23 protein-coding genes and 5 tRNA genes are annotated in these 24680 nt (G+C 57.4%); 13 read left to right on the top strand and 15 right to left on the bottom strand.

The annotated features are described in order from the left end of the window. The first annotated feature begins 190 nt into the window (after positions 1-190). The 4 genes from ACTQXO_RS07455 to ACTQXO_RS07440 all read left to right on the top strand — a co-directional run bounded on the left by ACTQXO_RS07455 (position 191) and on the right by ACTQXO_RS07440 (position 2737). Positions 191-281, top strand: a tRNA-Ser gene (locus ACTQXO_RS07455). Positions 282-329: 48 nt separating this feature from the next. After that, positions 330-420 (top strand) — tRNA-Ser (locus tag ACTQXO_RS07450). A 297-nt stretch (positions 421-717) separates the two neighbouring features. Further along, positions 718-1407, top strand: a complete 690-nt coding sequence (locus tag ACTQXO_RS07445; protein WP_441032656.1) for a trimeric intracellular cation channel family protein — start codon at positions 718-720, stop codon at positions 1405-1407. A gap of 184 nt (positions 1408-1591) precedes the next feature. Continuing rightward, entirely contained in the window at positions 1592-2737 is a 1146-nt protein-coding gene (locus tag ACTQXO_RS07440) for a polymer-forming cytoskeletal protein (protein WP_441032653.1), read from the top strand. Positions 2738-2841: 104 nt separating this feature from the next. On the opposite strand, the gene typA is transcribed toward ACTQXO_RS07440, so the two are convergent. The 14 genes from typA to ACTQXO_RS07370 form a co-directional block, all read right to left on the bottom strand. Next, entirely contained in the window at positions 2842-4680 is a 1839-nt protein-coding gene (gene typA / locus ACTQXO_RS07435; RefSeq protein ID WP_441032650.1) for a translational GTPase TypA, read from the bottom strand. Between the two features lie 117 nt (positions 4681-4797). Next, positions 4798-5247 (bottom strand): hypothetical protein, encoded by a 450-nt coding sequence (locus tag ACTQXO_RS07430; protein WP_154516767.1) that lies wholly within the window; start codon positions 5245-5247, stop codon positions 4798-4800. A 30-nt stretch (positions 5248-5277) separates the two neighbouring features. Continuing rightward, positions 5278-5667 carry a hypothetical protein gene (locus ACTQXO_RS07425; RefSeq protein ID WP_441032647.1) on the bottom strand — a complete coding sequence of 130 codons (390 nt, stop codon included), beginning with the start codon at positions 5665-5667 and terminating at the stop codon, positions 5278-5280. After that, positions 5668-6168, bottom strand: a complete 501-nt coding sequence (locus ACTQXO_RS07420; protein WP_427748159.1) for a bifunctional nuclease family protein — start codon at positions 6166-6168, stop codon at positions 5668-5670. A 186-nt stretch (positions 6169-6354) separates the two neighbouring features. Continuing rightward, positions 6355-6431: transfer RNA gene (locus tag ACTQXO_RS07415), tRNA-Ile, on the bottom strand. Positions 6432-6435: 4 nt separating this feature from the next. Beyond that, positions 6436-6511 (bottom strand) — tRNA-Ala (locus ACTQXO_RS07410). Positions 6512-6578: 67 nt separating this feature from the next. Then, positions 6579-6655, bottom strand: a tRNA-Ile gene (locus ACTQXO_RS07405). Positions 6656-6838: 183 nt separating this feature from the next. Then, on the bottom strand, positions 6839-9550 hold the full coding sequence (gyrA, locus tag ACTQXO_RS07400; protein WP_441032659.1) for a DNA gyrase subunit A: 2712 nt from the start codon (positions 9548-9550) through the stop codon (positions 6839-6841). Between the two features lie 185 nt (positions 9551-9735). Continuing rightward, on the bottom strand, positions 9736-11766 hold the full coding sequence (gyrB, locus tag ACTQXO_RS07395; RefSeq protein WP_441032644.1) for a DNA topoisomerase (ATP-hydrolyzing) subunit B: 2031 nt from the start codon (positions 11764-11766) through the stop codon (positions 9736-9738). Between the two features lie 104 nt (positions 11767-11870). Next, complete coding sequence (locus tag ACTQXO_RS07390; protein WP_427729032.1) at positions 11871-12434, bottom strand: DciA family protein; 564 nt, start codon at positions 12432-12434, stop codon at positions 11871-11873. Then, complete coding sequence (gene recF, locus ACTQXO_RS07385; RefSeq protein WP_441032640.1) at positions 12421-13527, bottom strand: DNA replication/repair protein RecF; 1107 nt, start codon at positions 13525-13527, stop codon at positions 12421-12423. The genes ACTQXO_RS07390 and recF overlap by 14 nt, the downstream gene beginning before the upstream one ends. A 9-nt stretch (positions 13528-13536) precedes the next feature. Then, positions 13537-14640 (bottom strand): DNA polymerase III subunit beta, encoded by a 1104-nt coding sequence (gene dnaN / locus ACTQXO_RS07380; protein WP_427795619.1) that lies wholly within the window; start codon positions 14638-14640, stop codon positions 13537-13539. Positions 14641-14878: 238 nt separating this feature from the next. Further along, positions 14879-16582, bottom strand: coding sequence for a DnaA ATPase domain-containing protein (locus ACTQXO_RS07375; RefSeq protein ID WP_441032636.1), 1704 nt, complete (start codon positions 16580-16582; stop codon positions 14879-14881). Positions 16583-16597: 15 nt separating this feature from the next. Next, a complete protein-coding gene (locus ACTQXO_RS07370) occupies positions 16598-17974 on the bottom strand; it encodes an ATP-binding protein (protein ID WP_441545590.1) in 1377 nt (458 codons plus the stop codon). 345 nt (positions 17975-18319) lie between these two features. On the opposite strand from ACTQXO_RS07370, the gene rpmH reads away from it, so the two are divergent. From rpmH to ACTQXO_RS07325, 9 genes are all read left to right on the top strand, one after another. Further along, on the top strand, positions 18320-18454 hold the full coding sequence (gene rpmH / locus ACTQXO_RS07365) for a 50S ribosomal protein L34 (protein ID WP_019127408.1): 135 nt from the start codon (positions 18320-18322) through the stop codon (positions 18452-18454). Between the two features lie 20 nt (positions 18455-18474). Continuing rightward, a complete protein-coding gene (gene rnpA / locus ACTQXO_RS07360; RefSeq protein ID WP_441032629.1) occupies positions 18475-18813 on the top strand; it encodes a ribonuclease P protein component in 339 nt (112 codons plus the stop codon). Continuing rightward, positions 18810-19034: a membrane protein insertion efficiency factor YidD gene (gene yidD / locus ACTQXO_RS07355; protein WP_154516787.1), complete on the top strand. Its 225-nt coding sequence runs from the start codon at positions 18810-18812 to the stop codon at positions 19032-19034. The genes rnpA and yidD overlap by 4 nt, the downstream gene beginning before the upstream one ends. A gap of 29 nt (positions 19035-19063) precedes the next feature. Beyond that, a complete protein-coding gene (locus ACTQXO_RS07350) occupies positions 19064-19834 on the top strand; it encodes a YidC/Oxa1 family membrane protein insertase (protein ID WP_427717906.1) in 771 nt (256 codons plus the stop codon). 44 nt (positions 19835-19878) lie between these two features. Then, positions 19879-20448, top strand: coding sequence for a Jag family protein (locus ACTQXO_RS07345; protein ID WP_154516793.1), 570 nt, complete (start codon positions 19879-19881; stop codon positions 20446-20448). Positions 20449-20545: 97 nt separating this feature from the next. Continuing rightward, positions 20546-21283: a 16S rRNA (guanine(527)-N(7))-methyltransferase RsmG gene (gene rsmG / locus ACTQXO_RS07340; protein WP_441032624.1), complete on the top strand. Its 738-nt coding sequence runs from the start codon at positions 20546-20548 to the stop codon at positions 21281-21283. Between the two features lie 130 nt (positions 21284-21413). Beyond that, a complete protein-coding gene (locus tag ACTQXO_RS07335; protein WP_441032621.1) occupies positions 21414-22214 on the top strand; it encodes a ParA family protein in 801 nt (266 codons plus the stop codon). 19 nt (positions 22215-22233) lie between these two features. Continuing rightward, positions 22234-23112, top strand: coding sequence for a ParB/RepB/Spo0J family partition protein (locus ACTQXO_RS07330; RefSeq protein WP_427748147.1), 879 nt, complete (start codon positions 22234-22236; stop codon positions 23110-23112). Continuing rightward, positions 23102-23356 (top strand): hypothetical protein, encoded by a 255-nt coding sequence (locus tag ACTQXO_RS07325; RefSeq protein ID WP_441032616.1) that lies wholly within the window; start codon positions 23102-23104, stop codon positions 23354-23356. Before ACTQXO_RS07330 ends, ACTQXO_RS07325 begins: the two co-directional genes overlap by 11 nt. A 192-nt stretch (positions 23357-23548) precedes the next feature. On the opposite strand, the gene rlmN is transcribed toward ACTQXO_RS07325, so the two are convergent. Continuing rightward, positions 23549-24601 (bottom strand): 23S rRNA (adenine(2503)-C(2))-methyltransferase RlmN, encoded by a 1053-nt coding sequence (gene rlmN, locus ACTQXO_RS07320; protein ID WP_441032613.1) that lies wholly within the window; start codon positions 24599-24601, stop codon positions 23549-23551. Between the last annotated feature and the right edge of the window lie 79 nt (positions 24602-24680).

The following is a 24680-nucleotide window of genomic DNA, read 5'->3' as shown; positions in this document are numbered from 1 at the left end:
CCGATCTCCCGGGGCCGGCCGATCCGGCCCTCAGGGTATCGGGTTCCCACATTCATCCGCACATGTACGGATGAATGTGGGAGGTGTTCGGATAAAGTTGATAATCAAGGGGAGCGATGCAATTTAAAAAATGCCAAGTTTTTGGTTTGCACTTTGCGATTCCTCGTGTATACTGACTTTCGCATTTAACGGAGAGTTGTCCGAGTGGCCGAAGGAGCACGATTGGAAATCGTGTAGGCGTCAAAAGCGTCTCCAGGGTTCAAATCCCTGACTCTCCGCCAGTTAATTCCAAAGCAGGCCTTTGTGCCTGCTTTGTTTTTACCCCACGCGGAGGGGTGGCAGAGTGGTTGAATGCGGCGGTCTCGAAAACCGTTTGGCCTGTATAAGGTCACGAGGGTTCGAATCCCTCCTCCTCCGCCATTTTGGTTGAGAAAGCTCCCAACAAAGGGAGCTTTTTTGTTTTGAGTCCCTTACAAACAAATACGGCGGAGGAGGGGTTCGAACCCGCCAGGGCGTTCAACACCAACCCAGATCTCCAAACATGTACATCGCCCTCCAAAGATGTCAAAAAATGTCGTTTTTGGAGGCTGATGTACATGTTTGGAACCTGTGACCGCGCCCAGTCCCGACCGTTTACCGAGCAATGGGGTCACGACCTCCCACAACCATGTACTATGTACGGGCGTTTTCCAATCCAACTACCCAAAGGAACCCACCTTGCCCGTCATCGCCACTGTAATCGTTACCGCACACGCCTCGGATGCCATGGTTGCCATCCCGTTTTGGCTCGAGATGTTCGCTGTCGTCGCGGCGTCGATTTCGGGTGTACTGGTTGCGCGCGAGCACAAACTCGATCTGGTGGGCGCTGTCGCGCTCGCCGTGGTCTGCGGTCTGGGCGGCGGTCTTTTGCGCGATATGACGCTCCAGGTGGGCAACGTCTACATCCTTAACCAGCCCATGGCGCTTCCGCTGTCCATCGCCACGGCGGCCATCATCTACATCTTCCCTGCCATCGTCGACAAGCCCGACAAGCTCATCCCCCTGCTCGACATCATCTCGGTGGGTATTTATGCGGCAACCGGCGCAGATAAGGCGCTCGTGTACGGATTTGCACCGGTCGTGTGCATCATGATGGGCTTTTTCACCGCGGTAGGCGGCGGCATGCTGCGCGATGGTTTTATGGGTGTGGTGCCGGGTATTTTCCAGCGCACCAACTTCTATGCCATCGCGGCTATCGCTGGATCGGCAAGCTATGTTTGCCTTGTCATGAGCGGCCTGGTCAGCAAAGTCGTCGCGCTGGTCGTTTGCGTCGTAGTGACCATGGGCCTGCGCTGGCTCTCGCTGCGCTTTGACATCAAAAGCCCCACCGAGGACGATATCGCGCGTTTTCTACATCGTAAAAAATAGATAGCACGGCCCGGCCTATCGCAAGGTGACAGCCTATCCACAACCGGCCGCAGGCCCGATATCCCACGACACCTTACGTAGGCAATTGCCCATGCAGAATACTGCAACCGCGAGTTTCTTTTAGAGCGAAGGCGCAATGGGTACCATATTGGGCGTATGCAAATCACCAAGCAAAGGATTCACCATGCCTCACAACCAACCCGCGGCGGCGCAACGTCACAACATGCGCGGACACCTCATTATGGCCTTCGCGCTTATCGCGCTGGCGTTTACCGCGCTGCCTTCCATGGCATTCGCCGGCACCGACACCGCGGGTAATGTTTTCGTGTCCGACGGGGATTCCAGTCCATCCGGCGTCGGGGGCGATCTGTACTGGGCCGGTCAAAGCCTTAGCCTGGACGACGCGTCCATCGACCGCGATATCATCGCCGCCGGCGAAAGCCTGTCGATTCGCGACTGCACCGTAGGCGGCGCCGTTCGCCTGGCGGCGCGCACCATCGATATCGCCAAGACCACCATTGATGGAAGCGTGACAGTTGCCGCTCAGCACGTCGTACTTAACTCCGGCAGTACCGCCAATTGCTTCTATGCCGCAGGTGAGACGGTTGCCCTGCGCGGCTCCGCCAAGTCGGCAGCGCTCGCGGGCAGTACGGTAACCATCGACGGCACTGTCGATGGCGATGTTGAGGTCTGGGCCGACAAGCTGGTGCTCGGCAAAAACGCCAACATTACCGGTACCGTAAACGCTCATGTCTCACAGGATCCCGAACGCGCCGACGGCGCCAAAGTGGGAGCCCTCAAGATCGACCGCACCGAGAACGAGGATACCTCCACCATCAACGACGTCATCGGCGGCATCGTTGCCGCAGCTCTTTCCACCTGCTTTGTCGCGATTCTCCTTGAGCTTGTCTTTCCGCGTGCAACAGCCAGCGCGGCCGGCATGCTTCACCAGCACCCCGCCCCGCTGTGGGTGAGCGGTCTTTTGGGCACGGTAGCCGCCGTTCCCGCCATCTTGCTGCTCATCATCTCGATTGCCGGCCTGTCGCTCGCCGGAGCCCTGATGTGCGGCGTCATCGGCATCGCCCTGGTCTCGGCGGCCTTTGCGGGCACCGCGGTCGCACGCATGGTCGGGCACAGCCAGAACCGCTACGCCATGGCCGCCGTGGGCGGCGCCATCGCCGGCGCCCTTACGGCACTTCCCCTTATGGGCAACTTTATCAGCGGCGTAGCCTTCGTCTTTATGCTGGGCTATCTCATTCAGATCATCTGGCGCAGCGCCCACGTCAAACCGCAAAAGGCCCCCAACACCCCGGGCCTTCCCTCCGCCTAACCGCCAACCACCGCAAAGGTGTCCTTCCTCTTTGTGGTGGTACAAAAAGGGCGCCGGCCGCGATGGTCGACGCCCTTTCTTGTGAATGCTACAGAGCTCAGCGCTTATTTGTTGACCTGACCGGCGCGAACGGCAGCCTTCTTGCGATCGGTGGCGTTGAGCAGACGCTTGCGCAGACGGATGTTCTTGGGGGTGATCTCCACCAGTTCGTCATCGGCGATGTACTCCAGTGCCTCCTCCAGCGAGAAGGTGCGAGGCGGCACCAGCTGCACGGAGATATCGGAGGTCGAGGAACGCTGGTTGCCTAGGTTCTTGGTACGGGCGATGTTGACGACCATGTCGCCGGCCTTGCTGCGCTCACCCACGATCATGCCCTCGTAGCACTCGACACCCGGCTCAACAAACAGCTGGCCGCGCTCCTGCAGCGTGCCCAGGGCGTAGGCAACGGCTTTCTCGGTGGTCATGGAGATCATGGCGCCGTTCTGACGGTTGCCGATCTCGCCGGCGTAAGGACCGTACTCCAGGAAGGTGTGATAGAACACGCCCTCGCCGTGAGTGACGTTCATGATGCGGTTCTTAAGGCCCATGATGCCGCGGGTCGGGATCTTAAACTCAAGGTGCGTCACGATGCCCGAGGTGTCCATGCTGGTCATAATGCCGCCAGAGGTGCCAAAGACCTCGACGACCTTGCCCGAGTACTCGTCCGGGCACTCGACGACGGCCTGCTCGACGGGCTCCATCTTGTTGCCGTTCTCATCCTTCTTAAACAGAACGCGGGGACGGCCGACCTGGAACTCAAAGCCCTCGCGACGCATGGACTCCATCAGGACGGACAGGTGCAGAATGCCGCGGCCCGAGACCTCGACGCCGCTCTTGTCCTCGAGCTCCTCAATCTTCATGGTCACATTGTTCTCGGCCTCGTTGAACAGGCGCTCCTTGAGCTGACGAGCGCCCACAATGTCGCCATCGCGGCCGACGAGCGGAGAGGTCGAGGCCTCAAAGACGATGGACAGGGTCGGCGGATCGATCTCGATAGGCTCGAGCTCGACGGGGTTCTCGGGATCGGTGTAGACATCGCCGATGTCGGTGCGCTCGATACCCACGACGGCGGCAATGTCGCCGGCGCCGACTTCCTGGCACTCGGTGCGGCCCAGGTAGTCGAAGGTAAAGAGCTGCTTGACGGTAGCGGTGGCGCTGGAACCGTCGTTCTTGACGACCAGGATCTGATCGCCCTGGCGAATGCTGCCGGAGTACACACGGCCAATGCCGATGCGGCCGACAAAGTTGGAGTGGTCGATGGTCACGCACTGCATAGCGAGCGGCGCGGTCTCGTCAACCTCGGGCGCGGGCATGTCGTCGATGATCATGTCGAGCAGCGGGTACATGTCCATGTTGCCGTCGTTGGGGTCAAGGCGGGCAAAGCCATTCATGGCGCTGGCATAGACCACGTGCTCCATGGCAAACTCGAGCTGGTCGTCGGTGGCGCCCAGGTCGGCCATAAGGTCCAGACAGTCGTTGTAGGCTTTCTCGGGGTTGGCGCCCGGACGGTCGATCTTGTTGATGACGATCATGATCTTAAGGCCGGTGTCGATGGCGTGGCGTAGGACAAAGCGGGTCTGGGGCATGGGGCCCTCAAAGGCGTCGACCAGCAGCAGGGCACCGTCGGCCATGCGCAGCACGCGCTCGACCTCACCACCAAAGTCGGCGTGGCCCGGGGTGTCGATGACGTTGATCTTAACGTCCTTGTACTCGATAGAGATGTTCTTGGCGAGAATCGTGATGCCGCGCTCGCGCTCCTGGTCGTTGGAGTCCAGGACGCGATCCTCGACCTGCTGGTTGGCACGGAAGGCGTCCGTGGCACGCAGGAGCTTGTCGACCATCGTCGTCTTACCGTGGTCGACGTGGGCGATAATGGCGATGTTCCTCAGATTGTCTACGCGCATGTAGTTCCCCTATCTTCTATCTATATACAAACGGCACGCGTATGCGACCCGTCCAGCAACACAACGCTCGGCGGGAATATTGAGCCTTTTACCGAAAACTCGTTTATTTTAGCGATTCTAGATGAGAGGGGTTTCCTCACCTGCAGGTTCAGGGTCGCTCCACATAAAACCATCGCCGGCGCCCATGCCCTCGTACAGCACATATGCCGAAAAACCGCTCTCGAGCGTGGTCTCGAAGAAGCTAACGAGCAAAGCGTCGTGATATCCGCCCTCGATCTCCACACAGCCGGTGTAGCCGATGGCATAGCGGGCGATGCGGCCCAGGCCTTCGTCCTTGAGACCCATCTTGTGCTCGGAGATAAAGTTGGTGGCAGCCTCCAGGCATGCTTCCTCACCGTCCTCGTCGAGAGCCGCAAGATAGCGGTTGGAGGCGGCATCCTCGATCGCCACGACAACGCCCGGGTTTTCACCGGCGGCAAGGTCGTCCAAAAACGCACCGATCAGATCGCACACCATGGCGTCGAGCTCGGCGGAGACGTTACCGGCGTCCTGCATATCCTGTGCCATCTTTTGACCTTCCCATCGCATTCGGCGTCGTTATAACTCCTGTGCCTCGGCCGCGATTCTGGCGGCAGCGTCACGGGCGCGAACCATATCCGCCGCGCGCTTGTCGAGCACCTTGATCTGGTTGGTCAGCATTACCGCATCGACCACGCCCCAGATCACCAGGCCCGTCGAAATCGAAAACCCAAGCGCACCAACTGTACCACGAAGCCGCGACAAGATTACCGCGGCAAGCGCGGAGACAACAACCATCTTGATATAGGAGTCACGGCGCTCGCGAAGAGTGCGAGCCTGCGTCACATACGCAATGCGCGCGGCCTCAAATGCCTCGGCGCGCATATGGGCCTCACGCGCGATAGCGGCTGCTTCGGTCGACACACTGGCACCCATCAGCGCTCGCCGTGCATCGTGCTCAACCGACATTTAGAAATCATCGGGCGAGAGGGTGTGGACAAACTCGTCAAACTTCTCGAACTCACTCTCGTCGTCAACCTCGTCGGCAAGCGGAGAGACGGTGCCCAAGCGATTCATGATGTCGTCCTCCACAAACATGGGGGCATTGCTGCGCACGGCAAGGGCGATAGCGTCGCTCGGTCGTGCGTCAAGCATACGCTCGCCCCTATCGGTGTGCACGACGACCGTCGCGTAGAACACCGGCGGCTCGGCGCGCACGATCTCGATACGCTCGATCTTCGCTCCCACCACTTCGATGGTATCGAGCAAAAGATCGTGGGTGATGGGGCGATCGGTGCGGCCGGTATCGATACCGCGGCTGATGGCCGCCGCCTCGTAGGAACCGGTCTGGATGGAAAGAGAGCGCAGCGGCGCGGACGAATCCGACTTACGGCAACGCTCGCGCAAGACGATCAGCGATGGCACGGGACCGGCGGCCATGACGATGGTCTCTATGTCGACACGAACCATGGAACACCTCCGGTACGTTGTGATTGGCATGCGCGGCAGCTCCGCCGCATTGAATAGCTATACTACCCAAACTTTCGCACCGCACACAAAATCAAAGTAGTTAATTTGGGACGGGGCTATTTTGACTACTTTTGTTGGATTAGAAAAAAGCCCCGAGGCAATACCCCAGGGCTCTTAACGTTTTGATGGTGGACCTGACAAGATTCGAACTTGTGACCTCCCGGTTATCAGCCGGACGCTCTAACCAACTGAGCTACAGGTCCATCATGGTGGAGGTTAGGGGGATCGAACCCCTGACCTCAGGCTTGCAAAGCCCGCGCTCTCCCAGCTGAGCTAAACCCCCACGGAGACAGTAATAAACACCCCAGCGGCGACTCGGCTCTCGCTGGGGTGTTTATTGCGAAAGAAAGTGGTGGACCTGACAAGATTCGAACTTGTGACCTCCCGGTTATCAGCCGGACGCTCTAACCAACTGAGCTACAGGTCCATCGCGCAAGGGATATATTAGACGAGTCATTACGCACGCGTCAACAACTTTTTTGAAAATCTTTGAAGGGTGTCGGCCCCGGCTGCCCGGCGTGGGGTTCAAAGATTGTCAAAAAAGCGGTCGGCGCGCAGTGCGCCGACCGCCGATATATGGGGTCTGATGATTTTTACCAGCTAGGGCCTCTTACTCGTCTAGGAGATCTTCTGGCATGTCGTTGCCGTCGCCTGGGTCGACTGGGGCCTCTTCGGTGACGTCTGCGGTCTCGGCACTTTCGCCCTCGGGCTTCTCTTCGGCGGCCGTCATGCGGGCAACGGCGCACACGCGGTCGTCATCGCTTACGGTCATCATCTTGACACCCTGCGTGGTTCGACCGGTCTGGCTGATCTCGTCGGTCTTGACGCGAATGACCGTCGCGCCCTCCGTCACGATAAACAGCTCGTGCTGCGGGCCGACCGCCTTCATGGCCGCAAGGTTGCCCTTGCGCTCGGTCATTTGGATGGTGTAGACCCCCTGGCCGCCGCGGTTTTGCTCCGGATAATCCGAGACCGGCGTGCGCTTGCCGTAGCCGCACTCGGTAATGACAAACAGGTCGCCCTCGCCGTTGGTGACCTCCATGCCCAGGACACTCACGCCGTCCTTCATGCCAATGCCGCGGACACCGCTGGTGTCGCGGCCGGTAGCGCGAACCTGGTCCTCGGGGAACATGATCGCCTTGCCCGCAGTGGTGGCCATGATGATCTTGTCGCCCTCGCGCACGCGGCGCACGGCGAGCAGCGCGTCGTCGTCCCTCAGGTTGATGGCGATGAGGCCATCGCGGCGGCTGCGATCATAGGCGCTCATCACGGTCTTCTTGACCATGCCGTTCTTGGTGGCAAACATCAGGTACTCATCGGCGGGGAACTCACGACAGCTAATGACGCTCGCGATCTTCTCGCCTTCCTCAAAGGGAAGCAGGTTGACGATTGCGGTGCCGCGCGCCTGGCGCGTACCAACCGGCAGCTCGTGCACCTTCAGACGGTAGACCTTGCCCTTGCTCGAGAAGAACAGCACATACTCGTGGGTGGACGCGATAAACATCTCGTCGATAACGTCGTCCTCTTTAAGGTTGACGCCCGACACGCCCTTGCCGCCGCGCTTCTGGGCGCGGTAAGCGGCCACCGGGATACGCTTCACATAGCCGGTGTGGGTGATGGTCACGACCATGTCCTCGTCGGCGATGAGGTCCTCGACGTCCAGATCCTTCTCGACCTGGCTGATCTCGGTACGGCGCTTGTCGCCAAACTTCTTGGAGATCTCGCGCATCTCTTCCTTGATGACGCCCAGAATCTTCTCCTCGTGCGTCAGCAGGTCCTCGTAGTAGGCGATAGCACGGCGCAGGCCGTCCAGCTCTTCCTGGATCTTGTCGCGCTCCAGGCCGGTCAGGCGACGCAGCTTCATCTCGAGGATGGCCGTGGTCTGCTCGGGCGTAAAGCCAAAACGCTCGATCAGGCGGCTACTGGCCTCGGCATCGGTCTGCGAGGAGCGGATGATGCTAATGACCTCGTCGATATGGTCGAGGGCCATAAGGTAGCCCTCAAGGATATGTGCACGGGCCTTGGCCTTTTTAAGGTCAAAGTGGGTGCGGCGGGTGACTACGTCAACCTGGTGGTCGATGTAGTGCTGCAGCATCTCGCGCAGGCTCAGGCATTTAGGAACGCCATTGACGAGCGCCAGATTGTTGGCACCAAAGGTGGTCTGCAGCGAGGTGTACTTATACAGGTTGTTAAGTACGACCTGCGGGATAACGCCCTTCTTGAGCTCAATGACCAGACGGATGCCCTTTTGGTTGGACTCGTCGCGCATATCCGAGATGCCCTCGATGCGCTTGTCGTTTACGAGCTGGGCGATTTTCTCCTGCAGGGTGCCCTTGTTGACCATGTAGGGAATCTCGGTAAAGACCAGGCGGCTGCGGCCGGTCTTGGTGGACTCCACATGGGCCTTGGCACGCACGGTGATGGAACCGCGGCCGGTCTCGTAGCTCTGCCTAATGCCGGCGCTACCCATGATGATGGCACCAGTGGGAAAGTCCGGGCCGGGCATAATCTGCATGAGCTCGTCGACGGTGGCGTCGGGGTTGTCGATCAGGTAGCAGGTGGCCTCGATCGCCTCGGTGAGATTATGCGGGGCGATATTGGTGGCCATGCCTACAGCGATGCCTTGGCTGCCGTTAACCAGCAGGTTGGGGAAGCGTGCGGGCAGTACCACGGGCTCGGCGAGCGACTCGTCGTAGTTGGGCTGCCAGTCGACGGTATCCTTCTGCAGGTCGCGGAGCAGTTCCATGGCGGGCTTTGCCAGACGGCTCTCGGTGTAACGCATAGCTGCGGCACCGTCGCCGTCGATGTTGCCAAAGTTGCCGTGGCCGTCGATAAGCGGCGTGCGCATGGAGAACCACTGCGCCAGACGAACCATGGTCTCATAGACCGCGGAGTCGCCGTGGGGGTGGTACTTACCGATAACTTCGCCGACCGTCCAGGCCGACTTCTTGTGCGGGCGGTTGGGGTAGATGCCGCTCTCGTTCATGGCGTACAGGATGCGGCGGTGCACCGGCTTTAAGCCGTCGCGCACGTCCGGCAGGGCGCGTGCCGTAATGACCGACATCGAGTATTCGATAAACGACTGCTTCATCTCGCGGCCAAACTCCGAAATCTGGAGCTGGCCGCCGTTGATGTCCTCGCCGGCCGAGGCACCGCGATCGACCGCGCCAAAGCTCTCCTCGAGCTCGGCGTCGTCATCCTCTTCCTCTTCATCCTCGACATCGGGGTTGTAGGAATCCGGATCGCCATCCTCGCCCTGCTCGGCGCGGGCGAGCAGGCGCTTCAGATCATCGGGCATACCGGCGTCGCCGGCCGCGTCCATACCCTCGTTGTTGTTGATATCGTCTGCCACGTTACCTCCTCATGGTTTGCGTGGTCCATTAGTTCCCTACCACGGAGACGGCTTTTCCAGGTGCCGCAGATTCGCCCGAAAGAGGAGGGAAGCGTACTTGGATACGCAACCGACGATTGAGGGCGAAGGTGCGGTGGCTGGGAAAGCCGAACAGGTTAGGCATCTAAGAAGCGTGCATCATGCGCATGCTTTTCAATGTACTCGCGGCGATAGCCCACCTCGGAACCCATGAGCTCGCGTACGGCACGGTCCGCCACCACGGCATCCTCGATCGTCACGCGCTGCAAAATGCGGGTCTTGGGGTCCATCGTCGTCGAGGCAAGCTGCTTGGGGTCCATCTCACCCAGGCCCTTGTAGCGCTGGACGGTATAGCCCTTGCGCTTCTTGGTGATCTTGCCATCCTTGGCCTTGCCGTCCTCGTCGGTGTCGTCGGGGTTCAGGCCCAGGCTCTGAATGGTGTCACGCAGGATCTCGTCTTCGGGCTGTCGGCCGTTGGGATACACGTAGTGGATCTTGTTGCGCACCTTAATGCCAAAGATGGGCGGGCAGGCAACATAGACATAGCCGGCATCGATCAGCGGACGCATGTACTTGTAGAAGAACGTCAGCAGCAGGATGCGGATATGCGCACCGTCGACATCTGCATCGGTCATGATGATGATCTTGTGGTAGCGCGCCTTGGTGATATCGAAGTCGCCGCCGTCGCCGGCGCTCGTCGTGACGCCGCAACCGATCGCGGTGATCAGCGACTGGATGGTGTCGCTCGAGAACGCACGATGGTCGCCCACGCGCTCGACGTTCAGAATCTTGCCGCGCAGGGGCAGAATCGCCTGGATGTCTCGGCGACGGCCGTCCTTGGCCGAACCGCCTGCCGAGTCGCCCTCTACGATGAAGAGCTCGGTCAGCTCGGCATCGCGCACCGAGCAGTCGGCGAGTTTGCCGGGCAGCGACGCCGTCTCGAGCAGGCTCTTGCGACGGGTCGCCTCGCGCGCCTTGCGGGCGGCGCAGCGGGCCTTGCAGGCCTGCTGCGCCTTCTTGACGATCTCGCGGGCGGGCTTGGGGTGCTCCTCGAGGTAGTCGGCAAGACCGTCGGTCACGATCTTGAGCGTAAGCGCGCGCATGTAGGAACTACCGAGCTTGGCCTTGGTCTGGCCCTCAAACTGCGGATCGGGCAGCTTGACCGAGATGACGGCCGAGAGACCCTCGCGCACGTCGTCACCGCTCAGGTTGGCCTCTTTCTCCTTAAGCAGGTTCTGCTTGCGGGCGTAATCGTTAATCACGCGGGTGAGGGCGGTGCGGAAGCCCTCAAGGTGCATGCCGCCCTCGGGGGTGTAGATGTCGTTGGCAAACGACATGACGTTCTCGCCATAACCGGCGTTCCACTGCAGGGACACCTCGACCTCGCCCATCTTGGCCACGGGCGCATCCGGGTCCGATTTGCCCTCAATGTAGATGGGCTCCTTAAAGGCCTCGGGGACGTCCTTGCCGTCGTTGAGGAACTTGACGAAGTCGATGATGCCGCCCTCGTAGCAAAACTCCTCCACGCGGGGAGCCGCCTCGCGCTCGTCAGTCAGCACGATTTTGAGGTTCTTGTTGAGAAACGCCGTCTCTTGCAGACGATTGTGCAGTGTATCGAAATCGTAGACGCAGGTCTCGAAGATCTCGTCGTCGGGCCAGAAGGAGACGGTGGTGCCTGTCGAATCCGAGGTGCCCACGACCTCCATCTTCTTGACGGTCTTGCCGCGCGAGAATTCCATCTCGTAGATATTGCCGTCGCGGCGCACCTGTACGACCACGCGCTTGGACAGGGCGTTGACAACGGAGATGCCCACGCCGTGCAGACCGCCGGAAACCTTATAGGCCGAGTTATCGAACTTACCGCCGGCGTGAAGGATCGTCATGACGACTTCGAGCGTCGGAATCTTTTTGACAGGGTGCTCGTCGACGGGGATGCCGCGCCCGTTATCGACGACCGTAATGGAGTTGTCGGCGTGGACCGTCACCTGAATCTCGGTGCAGAAACCGGCCATGGCCTCGTCGACGGAGTTGTCAACGATCTCCCACACCAGGTGGTGCAGACCGCTGGCGCTCGTCGAGCCGATATACATGCCCGGGCGCTTACGGACGGCTTCGAGACCCTCGAGGATCTTAATTTCGCCGCCATCGTAATCGTTTTCGCTTGCCACACGTCCTCCTTCGGTTAAGAAAATCTGTATAGCCTTACTATTTTATCGTAAAAAATACCCTCGGGGACGAGGGTATTTGCCTATACAAGGCCACCAGATGCGATTTAAGACTCTTTTTTGCTTTGCACGCCCTTGGCCCACTCGGCACTGGCCCTCATGGCGTTCTGGAGAGCCTCACGCAGTTTTTGGTCTTCGATGGGCGACACCTGGCGCTCGATCTCGGCACGCTCGGCTTCATTCAGATCGGCATGCGGCGCGGGCGGGCGCTCGGGCGCGACCGGGCGCAGGCGCTCTTTTGCCGCGGGCGGCGTGTGGCCGGGGCGGGTCGTCTTAAATACCAGGCCATCCACATGCGCGCCGGCACGCTCCATGCGTGCGCGGATTATCTCGCGCAAAAGCGTCATCTCCTGTGTCCACGAGGGCGAATCGAGATACACCAGCAGCTCGTTGGACTCGGGAAGATAACGCAGCCCCGTCACATGCCGGCCCTCGCGCGTGCCCGAGCACACCGCGTTCCAAGCACGGTAGACCGCACGCGATTCCTCGGCGGCCTCCATTTGCGCACGACGCTCGGGCGTAGCCGACGCCAAGATGCGCTGGCGCTCGGCACCCAAAAAGTCACTGAAGGCAGCCGTGCCGTTCTCACGCTCGTAATTAGCATGCCTCACCCATGCTCACCACCTTGGCTCGATCAAGCAACTCATCGGTAAAGTATCCCAAATTGGTGGTGGTTATGACTGTCTGGATGTCGTCGCCGATCAGCTGCAAAAAAGCGGCGCGGCGATCGCCGTCGAGCTCGCTCATCACGTCATCCAAAAGCAGCAGCGGGGCGGTACCCAGAATATCGCGGGCTACGGCCACCTCGGCCACCTTCCAGGCCAGGACCAACGTACGTTGCTGACCCTGACTGGCAAACGAGCGGGCCGAGCGGCCGGCGACCGAAAACTCAATCTCGTCGCGGTGCGGACCCACGAGTGTCACGCCGCGGCGGATTTCCTCGTCGGCGCGCTCGTCGAGCGCCGCGAGCATGCGCTCGTATGCCCAGCCCCTCAGCTCCTCGCGGTCATCGGTCTGGGGCAGCTCTCCCAACGTGGACGCATAGGCCACATCGGCCTCCTCCCCGGACGCAACCAGCCCGTAGGCATTGCGCACGTGGGCGTCCAAGCGATCGAGCAGGGCCAAGCGGTGCACCAGCAGGGCCGATCCGGCGCGGGCAATCGACTCATTCCACGCACCGAGCATCTCACGGCAGCGCCATGTCTCTTTGAGCAGGGCGTTGCGCTGCGTCACGCAGCGGCCATAGGCGCTTGCCAGATCGGCATAGCGGGCGCTCAGCTGCACACCAAAGTCGTCGAGCGCAGCGCGACGCACGCTGGCACCGCGCTTAACCATATCCAGATGATCGGGGCAGAACAAAACACTCGGCAGCACGCCGCGCACACCAGAGGCGGCACATCGCTTGCCGTTGCGGCTAAACGAACGCTTACCGTCCTCCACGCATAGGCCCATGTCCAGCACGCGGCCATCGCCCTCGAGCCTAAGCTCGGCCTTGCACAAACCCGTGCCGTCGTGCACAAGCTCGACGGCAGTGGAATGCCTAAACGAGGCGCCGCTCGTTAGCAGCTGCAGCGCCTCTATGAGGTTGGTCTTTCCCGCCGCGTTGGGCCCCGCGAGCACCGTCACGCCATCGCTCAGTTCCAGGCGATAGCTATCGAAGCTGCGGTAGCGCGCGACGGAAAGATCGCGGGCGAACATGGCCATAGGGCGCCGCTAGATGCGCACCGGCATGACCAGGTACAGATAGTTGATCTTGTCGTAGGACTTAAAGATGCCGGCCTGCGAGTAGCTCTTGAGCTCCAGCGTGATCTCCTTCTCCTTGGACAGGGCGTTGAGACAGCCAAAGATGTAGTGGTAGTTAAAGGCAATGGTGCCCGACTCGCCCTCGGCCTCGACATCGATCGTCTCCTGCGCCAGATCCTGGTCATTGGAGATGGAGGACAGGCCCATCTGGCCGTTCTCGACATCGATCTCAAACTTGACGGCGGGGTTGGCGCTCGCGATGACCGCCACGCGCTTGAGGGCGGCATTAAAAGCCGCCACGTCGATCTTGACGCTCGTTACGCACGAATCGGGGATGAGCTGCTTGTAGTTGGGATACACACCCTCTATGCGGCGCGACACGTAGGTGGTGTTGCCGGCTTCAAAGACAACCTGGGTGTCGGTGGCACCGATCATAATGGTCGCCTGGCCCGCCATGATGCTCAGGGCGTCGTTGAAGGCATCGGCCGGCACGTTGAGCTCAAAGGAGCCCTCGAGCGTCGAGGTCTCCACCTGCGTATCGCACACGGCCAGACGGAAGGAGTCGGTCGCCACCAGGCGCACGGTGTTGTTTTCGACTCTCATATGCACACCGCCCAGGATGGGGCGGGCCTTGTCGGTCGAGGTGACGCGCCACACGCGGCTGACCATCTCGGACAGAATGTCGGTCGGGAGCTCAACGGCGCTCTCGATGGCATAGGCCGGGAACTCGGGGAAATCGTTGGCATCGAGCGTATTCAGGCGGAAGGAACTCTTCTCGCAACCGATCAGCACCTGGCGCTCCGAAAGCTCAAAGGTAACTGGGGCATCGGGAAGGGTCTTGGTGATGTTGGAGAGCATCTTGCAGGGGATTACCATCTCACCTTCCTCTTCCACATGTGCCGCGATGCGGTGACGAATCGAGATAGTGTAGTTAGAGGTCTGGAATTCCAAGATGCCGTCTTGTGCCTTGATGAGCACGCCCGACAGAATAGGGAGGGTGGATGCCGAAGCGACACCCTTCATGACGACGCCGATTGCTTGCGTAAGCGAGCTCTGGCTGACGGTGAACTTCATCTTTTAATACCTTTCTATAGATATAAATATCTTAATAATAGTAATAGTACTGACGAAACTGTTGATTACTCCCAAACATGCAGGTCAAACCCAAAAAGAGAATCGACAGTTCCCTGTGTGCAACAGGGGTCGTTTTCCACGTTCAAAACCTGCGCAAAACTTTTCATCGGAGCGGGCTGGGTTTTAGACACCTTATGCCCGCGGTTTCGACAAGTTTTCAACAGGTGTGCCTATTTCCCTACGAGCGCAGTGTAATTTTGTCTCGTAGCGATTTGAGGTCCTCGGTCACGGTCCGGTCTTCCTGGATCATCTTCTGGACTTTTTTGTAGCTCGTGCTGACGGTCGAGTGGTTGCGGTTGCCAAACTCCGCACCCACGGCGGTGGTTGTCATCTCGCACATCTCGATCGCTAGGTAGATGGCGATATGGCGCGCCTTGGCGATATTGGCATTGCGGCGCGGACCAATGAGCTCCTCATGCGTCACGCCGTACTGCTCCTCGATAACAGACTGAACTGTCTGCACGCTGATCTTTTTGGCCGACGTGTCGAAGTACTGGCTGGCGATGGCATCGATGTCGTCGAAGCTCAGCTCGCTACCCTCGCGCTCGCGGTCGCCCGCCTCCCCGGCGCAGCGCTCGCAGAAGCTCTCGAGCTCACGGATGTTGGTGCCTGATACCTCCGCCATATGTTTAAAGTGCTCGTCGGTCAGATGTCCGCTGTCGCCACCGTAGGCCGCCAGCAGCGAGTCGTCGCCCGCCTCGGGCGCCGCCGCGATCGTGTTCTCGTAATAGCGCTGCAGAATCTTGTACTTCATCTCGTAGCTGGGCTCTGCTACCAAGCAGAGCATGCCAGCGTTAAAGCGGCTGGTCAGACGCTCGTCCATGTTCAGGTCCTTGGGCGCACGGTCTGCGGCAATCACGACCTTCTTGTTGTTGCGGATAAACTCGTCCATGAGCTGGAAAAAGTAGTCTACGCTCGCGCGCTTGCCGATGATGTTTTGGATGTCATCGATGATGAGCACGTCCACGCCGTGGTATGCCTGCATGATGGGAGCGTTACTCTTCTTTTGGCGGTCGAATTCTGTCATCAGATCATCGATGTATGCCTGTGAGTTGGCGTATTTCACTTTGATCTCGGGCGACTTCTCGGCGAGCTCGTTTTTGATGGCGAGCAGCAGGTGGGTCTTGCCTAAGCCCGATTTGCCATAGATGAACAGGGATGTGCAAGTACCGCGTTCGTCTGCGAGTGCGGCGAATTTAAGCGCCGAACGATAGGCGTGGCTGTTTTCGGGGCCGTAGACAAAGTTTTCGAAGGTGAATTTTGAGTTGGCTACGAGGGGTGCGCCATCGGCGTCCTGCTCGCCCGGCGCCGCAGCCGCAGGCACGCTCACAGGCGATGTCGAGGCTGGTTTTGCGCTCTTGGCGGGTGTCACGCCCTTCATCTGATTCATCATGCGGCGGAAATCGTCGGCCGACAGCGTGTTTTTGATCGCGATGCCCGGTTCTTCGCCCGGCGCCGCGTCGTGCGCGACGGGCATGTGTGAAACGCTGGGCGCGGTTGCTATCGGCACGGCTGTTGCGTGGGGCATGGTTTCACGGGAAACATCGCCCGCATTGGTCTCCGGGGCCGTCACGGGGGCGGCGGTCGTCAAAGGGGGAGTGACGGGTGCCGCCCCCGTGACGCCTGTCGTGGGACCCTGCGGTGCCACGATGTTGAGCGCGATCGGCGCAAAGGCAATCTCTTCTAGGTAGTGCTCGATAGTCGGCTGGTGCTTTTTGAGCTGCGCAATGGCAAAGCGCGACGGTGCCTCGATGGTCAAGGTATCCTCGGTCAGGCTCACGGCACGCGATTGCCCCAACATGTTGATGAGGCGTGCATCTTGGCCGTCGCGCTGGCAAAAGGCGATGGCATCCTCCAGGATGATGCTTGCTTCCTCGTCCACTGTCTCTCCCGTTCCTTAACTTTGGGCACGCACGCGAGCGCTGCCGAGTTCGGTCAGATGGTATTTCTGACCGTGTTTGATTACCAAGCCGGCCTGCGCCAAGTCATTGAGTGTGCGTGACCACGTGGGTGCGGAGTTTCCAAATGCTCGCGCCAGGTCGGTGGCGCCGCACTCTTGGTTTTGAGCCAGATATCCCAGCGCCGCGTTGCCGCGCTCGCTCACAAATACGTCCGGTTGCGGCTGTGCGTATTGATTCGCCGCATTAGGATACATCATTTGAGCTGCTGGTTGTTGAGAACTCTGCATGGTTGGCATCGGCTGTTGAAAACTTTGCGGCCACTGTTGGTATGGCTGCGGCGGCATCTGCTGGGCCCAGGGATGGTACGGCTGCGGCATCTGCTGATACGGCTGCTGATAACCCTGGGGGTACTGCTGCATATATTGCTGGGGGTATCCCTGCTGCGGCATATATTGTCCCGGATATGCCTGCGGGTACGGTTGGAAGCCCATCTGCCGAGCTCCTTGCATGCCCGCCACCTGCTGCATCGCGGCTGCATCCAAATCGGCCGGGACCATGGACTCCGCCGAGCCTTGAGTTGTCGTCTGTCCCGCGGGCTGGGGGTCCTGCATGGGCGGCATGCCGGGTTGATGCATCTGCTGCGAAACCATGGGCTGTTGCAGTGGGGGCGCGGCCATGGTTTGCTGCGGAGTCATCATTGCTTGCTGCGGAAATGCTCCCGGCAGTGGGTATTCCTGCTGCTGGGCATCGGGGCGCACGGCTGCCCCGCGCCCTCCCGCGCGCTCAATTTCCTGCACGCGCTTGGGGTCGAGGCTCACCGTGACCACGGTGCCGTTGCCCATGTTATCTTCGATGGAGACTGCCCCGCCGGCGTTTTCCAGGTATTCCTGCACCATGGGAAAACCTGCCCCGGTGCCGCGTATATACCGCTTCATCTTGCTGTTTGCGCTGGTGACGCCAAAGTCGAAGGCGCGCTCTTTGTCGTCGATGCCCGGACCTTGGTCGGCAAAGCGGATAGTTTCCCCGCCGTCCAGGATCGAGATAATGGGCTCGGCAAAGTGGGCGTGGATAAAGTTTTCGACAATCTCGCGGATAACCATGAGCGAGATGTGTCCGCCTTGCTCTTTCATGCACTGGTAGACGGTGTTAGTCGTCTCTTCCAGATACGTGCGGATGTCTTGCGGCTCGATGACGATCACGCGCGGGGTCGAAAGCATGTCGTCATAGACGGCGATGCGCGCCGCATACATGGTTTTCGGTGTCTGTTTCGATGTCTGCTCGCCCTCTTCGCGCTCTTCGCGTACGCCGTTGATGTGCTCGTTGTCGGGTGCCGGGTCACCGGAATCGACCATGGTGTAAAAGTCGTCAGACATGCCGCTCGCAATCTTTCAAAAGGTTTCGGATAAATAGTAGCTCACCGCGCAATGTTTCTCATCTTTCGACAAGTTTTCAAAACATGTTGAAAACTTTGGAAAATGGGCGAAAAGTTCTCAACATTGCCAACATGACCTGTTGAAAACTCGGTGAAATATCGTGAAAAGTTGAACTCATACTCAAAAACTCATCCGGCTTATGGCGGAACCGTGTGAACTGCGCAACCTTTTACCTTTGATTTCTTGACATTTGAACATTGATTTCCCTACAATCTTCAAGCTCACGTGTCTATATCTGCGTCCGCGCCCTCGCGGACACTCGAAATGCAGCAGGAGGAACTTAAGATGAAGCGTACGTATCAGCCTAATAAGCGTAAGCGTGCCAAGACCCATGGCTTCCGTGCCCGTATGGCCACCAAGGGTGGTCGTGCCGTGCTCGCCCGTCGCCGCGCCAAGGGCCGCAAGCGTCTCACTGTCTAGCAGCGATACACACATCTCGCATGAAGACTATTAAGTCTCGGCAAGATTTCGAGCATGTGTTCAGTCGGGGGCGTCGTTTCAATCATCCTCTGATTCGAATGACCATATGTGAATCGGTTGGCGAAGGCGACTCTGGAAGGGTCGCCTTCGTTGGTGCTAAACGACTCGGTTGCGCAGTTGTGCGCAACCGTTCTAAGCGTGTGATGCGCGAGGCCGCCCGCAGCTGCGGATTTCCCGTTGCGGGTTATGACATCATCTTGTTCGCGACCCCCAAGACGAGGATCTCGTCGCCGGAGGAGATGAACGAGGCATTGCGTTCGCTTGTGATACGCGCCGGCGTTGCCGGGGAGGAGCGATGAGCAATCACGTTTTGCGACGTGTTGCCATCGCTCCTATTCGCATATATCAACAGGTTATTTCGCCCTTATTGCCTGACGCCTGCATTTATTATCCAACGTGTTCTCATTACGCCGTCCAGGCTATCGAGAAATACGGTGTTTGTAGAGGCTGCTGGCTTGCCGTGAGGCGCATCGCTCGCTGCAATCCCCTGCACGTCGGCGGTTATGACCCTGTGCCCTAGCGGGCACTCGCTATCGGAGGAAAAATTACATGTGGGATTGGATCGTTAACATCCTTTTCGAGCTGCTCAAGCTCATCCAGACCTTTGCGGTCGACTGGGGCCTGTCCATCATTATCCTGGTGGTCATCGTCCGTCTGCTGCTGACGCCGCTCATGCTCAAGTCGACCAAGTCGACGGCCCGTATGCAGGTGCTGCAGCCCAAGATGCTCGAGATCCAGGAGCGCTACGCCGACGATCCCCAACGTCAGGCCGAGGAGATGCAGAAGTTCTACAGCGAGAACAAGTTCAATCCGCTGTCCGGCTGCCTGCCGCTTCTGATTCAGATGCCTATCCTCATCGCCCTGTTTACGCTTCTGCGCAACCTGCCGCATTACTTTAACGAGGGCACCTTCTCGTTCTTCAACATTCTGCCCGATCTGACTACCACGCCGAGTGCCTCTTTTGCCGATGGCTTTATGGTCGCACTGCCTGCGCTGGTTTGCCTGATTCTGTTTGCTGTCCTGACCCTGATTCCGCAGCTGTACATGTCGCGCAATCAGACTGGTCAGCAGGCCCAGAGCATGCGCATGATGGCCGTCGTCATGACCGTCATGATGCTCTGGATGGGTTGGAGCCTGCCCGTTGGTGTTCTTTTGTACTACGACGTGTCTTCTGCCTGGCAGGTCATCCAGCAGATCTTTGTGACGCAGAAGGTTATCGAGAAGGCTAAGGCCGAAGAGGAGGAGCGTCTTAAGAACGCCCCGCTGCAGGTTGAGGTCACGCGTCGCGAGAAGAAGCCGCGCCCGCACAAGAAGAAGTAGCGGTATAGTAATCTTATTTAGGTACCTAACTTTTGGAGTACGTTATGTCTGAAGAGATCGTCGAGGATATGCTTGAGGAGGTTGCCCCGCAGGCCGCGGGCGATTATCTCGAGATTGCACAGCGCTACAAGGCTGGTGAAGAGCTTACGGACGAAGAACTCGACACCATTGCCGATGTTGCGATTTCTATTCTTCGTTCCATCCTTTCGCATTTCGACGCGGCCAACTCTCCTATCGATGAGTATGAGGGCGACGAGGGCGAACTGATTCTTGATGTAACGGCTCCCGACCTTGCCGTCCTTATTGGTCGTCATGGTCGCACCCTTGATGCCCTTCAGGTTATGTTCTCGCTGTTGGTGAGCCGCAAGCTAGGCTTTAGGTATCCGGTCGTCGTCGACGTCGAGGGATATAAGAGCCGCCGCCAGGACAAGGTTGCCTCTATGGCTCAGTCTGCTGCCGAGCGGGCAGTGCGCACTCATAAAAGCGTTTCACTTCCGCCCATGAATGCCTACGAGCGCCGTCTGGTTCATATTGCTCTTCGCGGCAACGATGCCGTCGACACGCATTCTGAGGGTTCTGACCCCGATCGTCATGTTGTGATTGTTGCTCGATAACCTAAACGAGCTTATCTTAAGGGGGGCGTGGTTTCCACGTCCCCTTTTTTTGTCAAAAGTTCTTGATACACTGATTTATGTCAGATAGGAGTTTGTCTTGTTTGTACTAACCGATGATCAGACAAGCCAGATGCTTAGTCGTCTAATTTCGTATTGCGAAGACTATTCTTTAAAGGTCTCCAATGATGCCCTTCGCTCCTGTATTGAGCATCTAGATCTTGTATTGGAGTCTAATAAGACGACCAATCTTACGCGCATCCTAAATATCGAAGATGCGGCTGTTCTTCATATTCTTGATTCGCTTGTGTTGCTTCCCTATATAGACATAGCTCCAGAAGGCGCTTTGTTAGACATGGGTACTGGTGCTGGGTTTCCTGGTATCCCTTTGACAATTGCTAGCGGACGTAAGGCTACCTATATCGATTCTGTTGGCAAGAAGGTTGATGCCGTTAACTCATTTGTTGAGGCTCTCAGTCTCAAGCATGCTCACGCGGTTCATGATCGTCTTGAAGAATATGCCCGAAGCCATAAGAAACAGTTTGCTGTTGTTACTGCTCGTGCACTTGCACCGTTACCAGTTCTCGTCGAGTACGCTTCACCATTTCTAATAGATAGTGGTCTCTTTGTTATTACTAAGGGAAACCCGTCAGACGTCGAACTTCAGTCTGGTCTAACTGCCGCTAGCATATGCGGGTTCACCACATTTATGACAGATGATTTAGATTTGCCAAATGGCTTGGGTCATCGCGAGTTTATCATTCTAAAAAAATCTCGTCCGGCAGCTATTTCGCTTCCACGTGCTAATGGCATGGCGAAGAAGAATCCGCTTGCCTAGATGTTTCACGTGAAACATAATGGATAGTAATTACTTGTTATGTTTCACGTGAAACATAACAGATGATGAATCGGAATGTTTCACGTGAAACATCCTCCGTTTAACAGCTTAAAATACACCAGGAGGGACCGTGGGATTTCGCGACGTTAAGCGTTCAAAGAGCGCAAAAGACACGCGTATCATTGCAATCATCAATCAAAAGGGTGGTGTGGGTAAGTCCACCACAGCAGTAAACCTTGCAGCAGCACTGGGTGAACAGGGTCGAAAGACGCTGATTGTCGATTTTGATCCACAGGGTAATAGCACGAGCGGCTTTGGAATCGAAAAAGAAGAACTCGATAACTGCATCTATGATGCATTGCTGAATGATGTTCCGGCAGAATCGCTTGTTCTGGATACAAATTGCAGTAAAGTATTTCTAATTCCGGCTACTATCCAGCTTGCAGGTGCCGAAATTGAGCTTGTAAGCGCAATTGCACGAGAAACACGCTTGAAGGATCTGCTTGAGCCTGTTAAGGATGAGTTTGACTTTATATTTATCGACTGTCCGCCTTCACTTGGCTTGTTGACTATTAATGCGTTGACGGCGGCGGACAGTGTTCTGATTCCGATTCAGTGTGAGTATTACGCACTCGAAGGTGTCACCAAGCTGCTTGAGTCGATGAAGATGGTCAAAACACGCCTAAATAAGAGCCTTGATACCTATGGCGTGCTTATGACGATGTATGATTCGCGAACATCGCTCTCAAATCAGGTTGTCGAAGAAGTGCAGTCGTACTTTGGCGATAAGGCATTTAAGACCTTGATTCCGCGTACGGTTAAAATATCAGAAGCACCGTCGTTCGGTGAGCCGGTAATTACATATGCGCCGCAAAATAAGGGTGCAAAGGCGTATATGAACCTTGCCAAAGAGGTGATCAAGCGTGCCTAGTCCTAGGAAGCGTGGCGGTTTGGGTCGCGGACTCAATGCATTGGTATCCGAAGCAGAATATGAGACCGGTGGATCTGCGACGTCCGCATCCAATACTGCTTCGAAAACTAAACTTCCAATCGAAGATATCGTTCCAAACCCCAACCAACCCAGAATTCATTTTAATGAGACCGAGCTTCGAGAGTTGAGTGAGTCTATTCAGGAGCATGGTGTTCTTCAGCCGCTTCTTGTACGCAAGCACGGTAATGGCTATGAGATTATCGCGGGTGAGCGCCGTTATCAGGCTTCTAAGCTCGCTGGACTTGAGGAAGTTCCTGTCATCATAAAAGATGTTGATGATGAACAGATGCTTGCGCTTGCATTGATTGAAAATCTGCAACGCTCTGATCTCAATCCCGTCGAAGAGGCTAAGGGGTATCGACAGCTCATCGATGCGAGTGGCATGACTCAAGAGGCCTTGTCGAAGGCTGTTAGCAAGTCTCGCTCTGCAATCACCAATTCGCTGCGCCTACTTGATCTTCCAGAGGTTGTTCAGCAGATGATCTTTGAAGGTAAACTGACTGCTGGCCATGCTCGTGCAATTCTTGCAGTTCCATACGAAGATGCACGCATTAAGTTAGCTGAGAAGGTTGTTGCGGAAGGATTGTCCGTCCGCGCGACAGAAAATCTTGCTCCGTTGTTTTCTGCCGGAGAGACACCAAAAACGCCTCGAACCGCAACGCCTCAGTCTTTTAAGAAGGCGGCACGCGTTCTGCGTCAGGTGTTTAACACGAACGTTCGCGTAAAGAGCTCGCGCGGCAAGAACAAGATCGAGATTGAATTTAAGGATGAAGAGGAACTCTCTCGCATTCTTGGCGAAATCATTCAGTTTGATCAAGGAGGTCAGGATGAGGAATAAAGTTCTGATTGCTGTCGCTTTGGCTGCTACTGTTGCAGTTGGCGCTTTTGCCGGTTATAAGATTGCGACAGATGATGAATTGCGTGGTCGTTTACTTCGCGGAGCGCAGGATATCGTTGATACCTCAAAAAAGAAAATGGATGTTATGACCGAGGACGTTGCCATGCGTACGGCTCAGATGACTAAGAATCCCAAGATCAACCAAGATTGGGTTAATCATCAATGGGAAAATGTAGGCTTTTAGGTACCTAACAATGACTCATCTATTCTGAAGGGTTCCTTGTCTGATCACCAGTACAGGGATCCCTAATATCGTCCTAAATAATGCTGGACAATCGTATGATGCAGATAATCGATGAATATGAAACAGCCCCGGTTGCAATTAAGCAACCGGGGCTTTCTGATGTTTCACATGAAACGTTTGGGCTGGTCTCCCCTACGCGTTCTTCTGAACTTTGAAACGCTGCTTGAGTTGGCCACAAGCCGCATCGATATCGTTGCCGCGGGAGTTGCGGATCGTGGTCTCGATGCCACGGGACTCAAGACGGCGTTGAAGGTCTTCTACCTTATGGATCGGTGACGGCTTGAGCGGGCTGCCCTCAATATCGTTGAGTTGAATCAGGTTGACGTGGCACAGCGTGCCCTCGCAGAAGTCGCAGAGCGCCTGCATTTCGGGGTTGGTGTCGTTGACGCCCTCGATCATGGCATATTCGTACGTCGGACGGCGGCCGGTCTTCTCGGTGTAGAGCTGCAGCGCCTCGTGAAGGCGCAGGAGTGTGTATTTCTTGACACCGGGCATGAGCTTATTGCGTGTGGACTGAATGGCGGAGTGCAACGAGACGGCCAGGGTGAACTGCTCGGGAATATCGGCAAACTTACGGATACCGGGAATAACACCGCTGGTAGACACGGTGAGATGGCGCGCTCCAATGCCGATACCGTCGGGGTCATTAAGGATGCGCAGTGCCTTAAGAACCTCATCGTAGTTGGCAAAAGGCTCGCCCTGGCCCATAAACACTACGCTTGTCGCGCGCTCGCCAAAGTCATTGGAAACGTGAAGTACCTGGTCGACGATTTCCTGGGCGGTCAGCGAGCGCCTGAGGCCGTTGAGACCGGTAGCGCAAAAAGCACAGCCCATTCCGCAGCCGGCTTGGGTGGATACGCAGACAGAGAGCTTGTTACGACGGGGCATGCCGACGGTCTCGACAGAAATGCCATCGTGGTACTCGAGTAGGTATTTACGAGAGCCGTCCTTGGACACCTGCTTGGTGAGCTCGGTCGGCGTGTCGAAGGCAAATGCCTCCTTTAACTGCTCACGGAAAGCCTTGGGAAGGTTGGTCATATCGTCAAAAGAACAAACGTTCTTCTCAAAAACCCATTCAATGAGCTGCTTCGCGCGGAAAGCGGGCTGGCCGAGTTCGGCCACGAGCTCGCGAATATCGTTTTGGCCCAAGTCGCGAATGTCCTGAGATTTAGTCCTGGGATTCATGGAAGCCTTTCGATTTTGGGGAAACGTAAGGGGTATCGCTACAATATGGTATCAGCTGCAGAAATCATAGAGGAGGAGT

The sequence above is a fragment of the Collinsella sp. LCP19S3_D5 genome (genome assembly GCF_052121415.1).
GTDB lineage: Bacteria > Actinomycetota > Coriobacteriia > Coriobacteriales > Coriobacteriaceae > Collinsella.
Note: the sequence above shows the minus strand (reverse complement) of the source record. Positions and strands in the feature narration are given on the sequence as shown.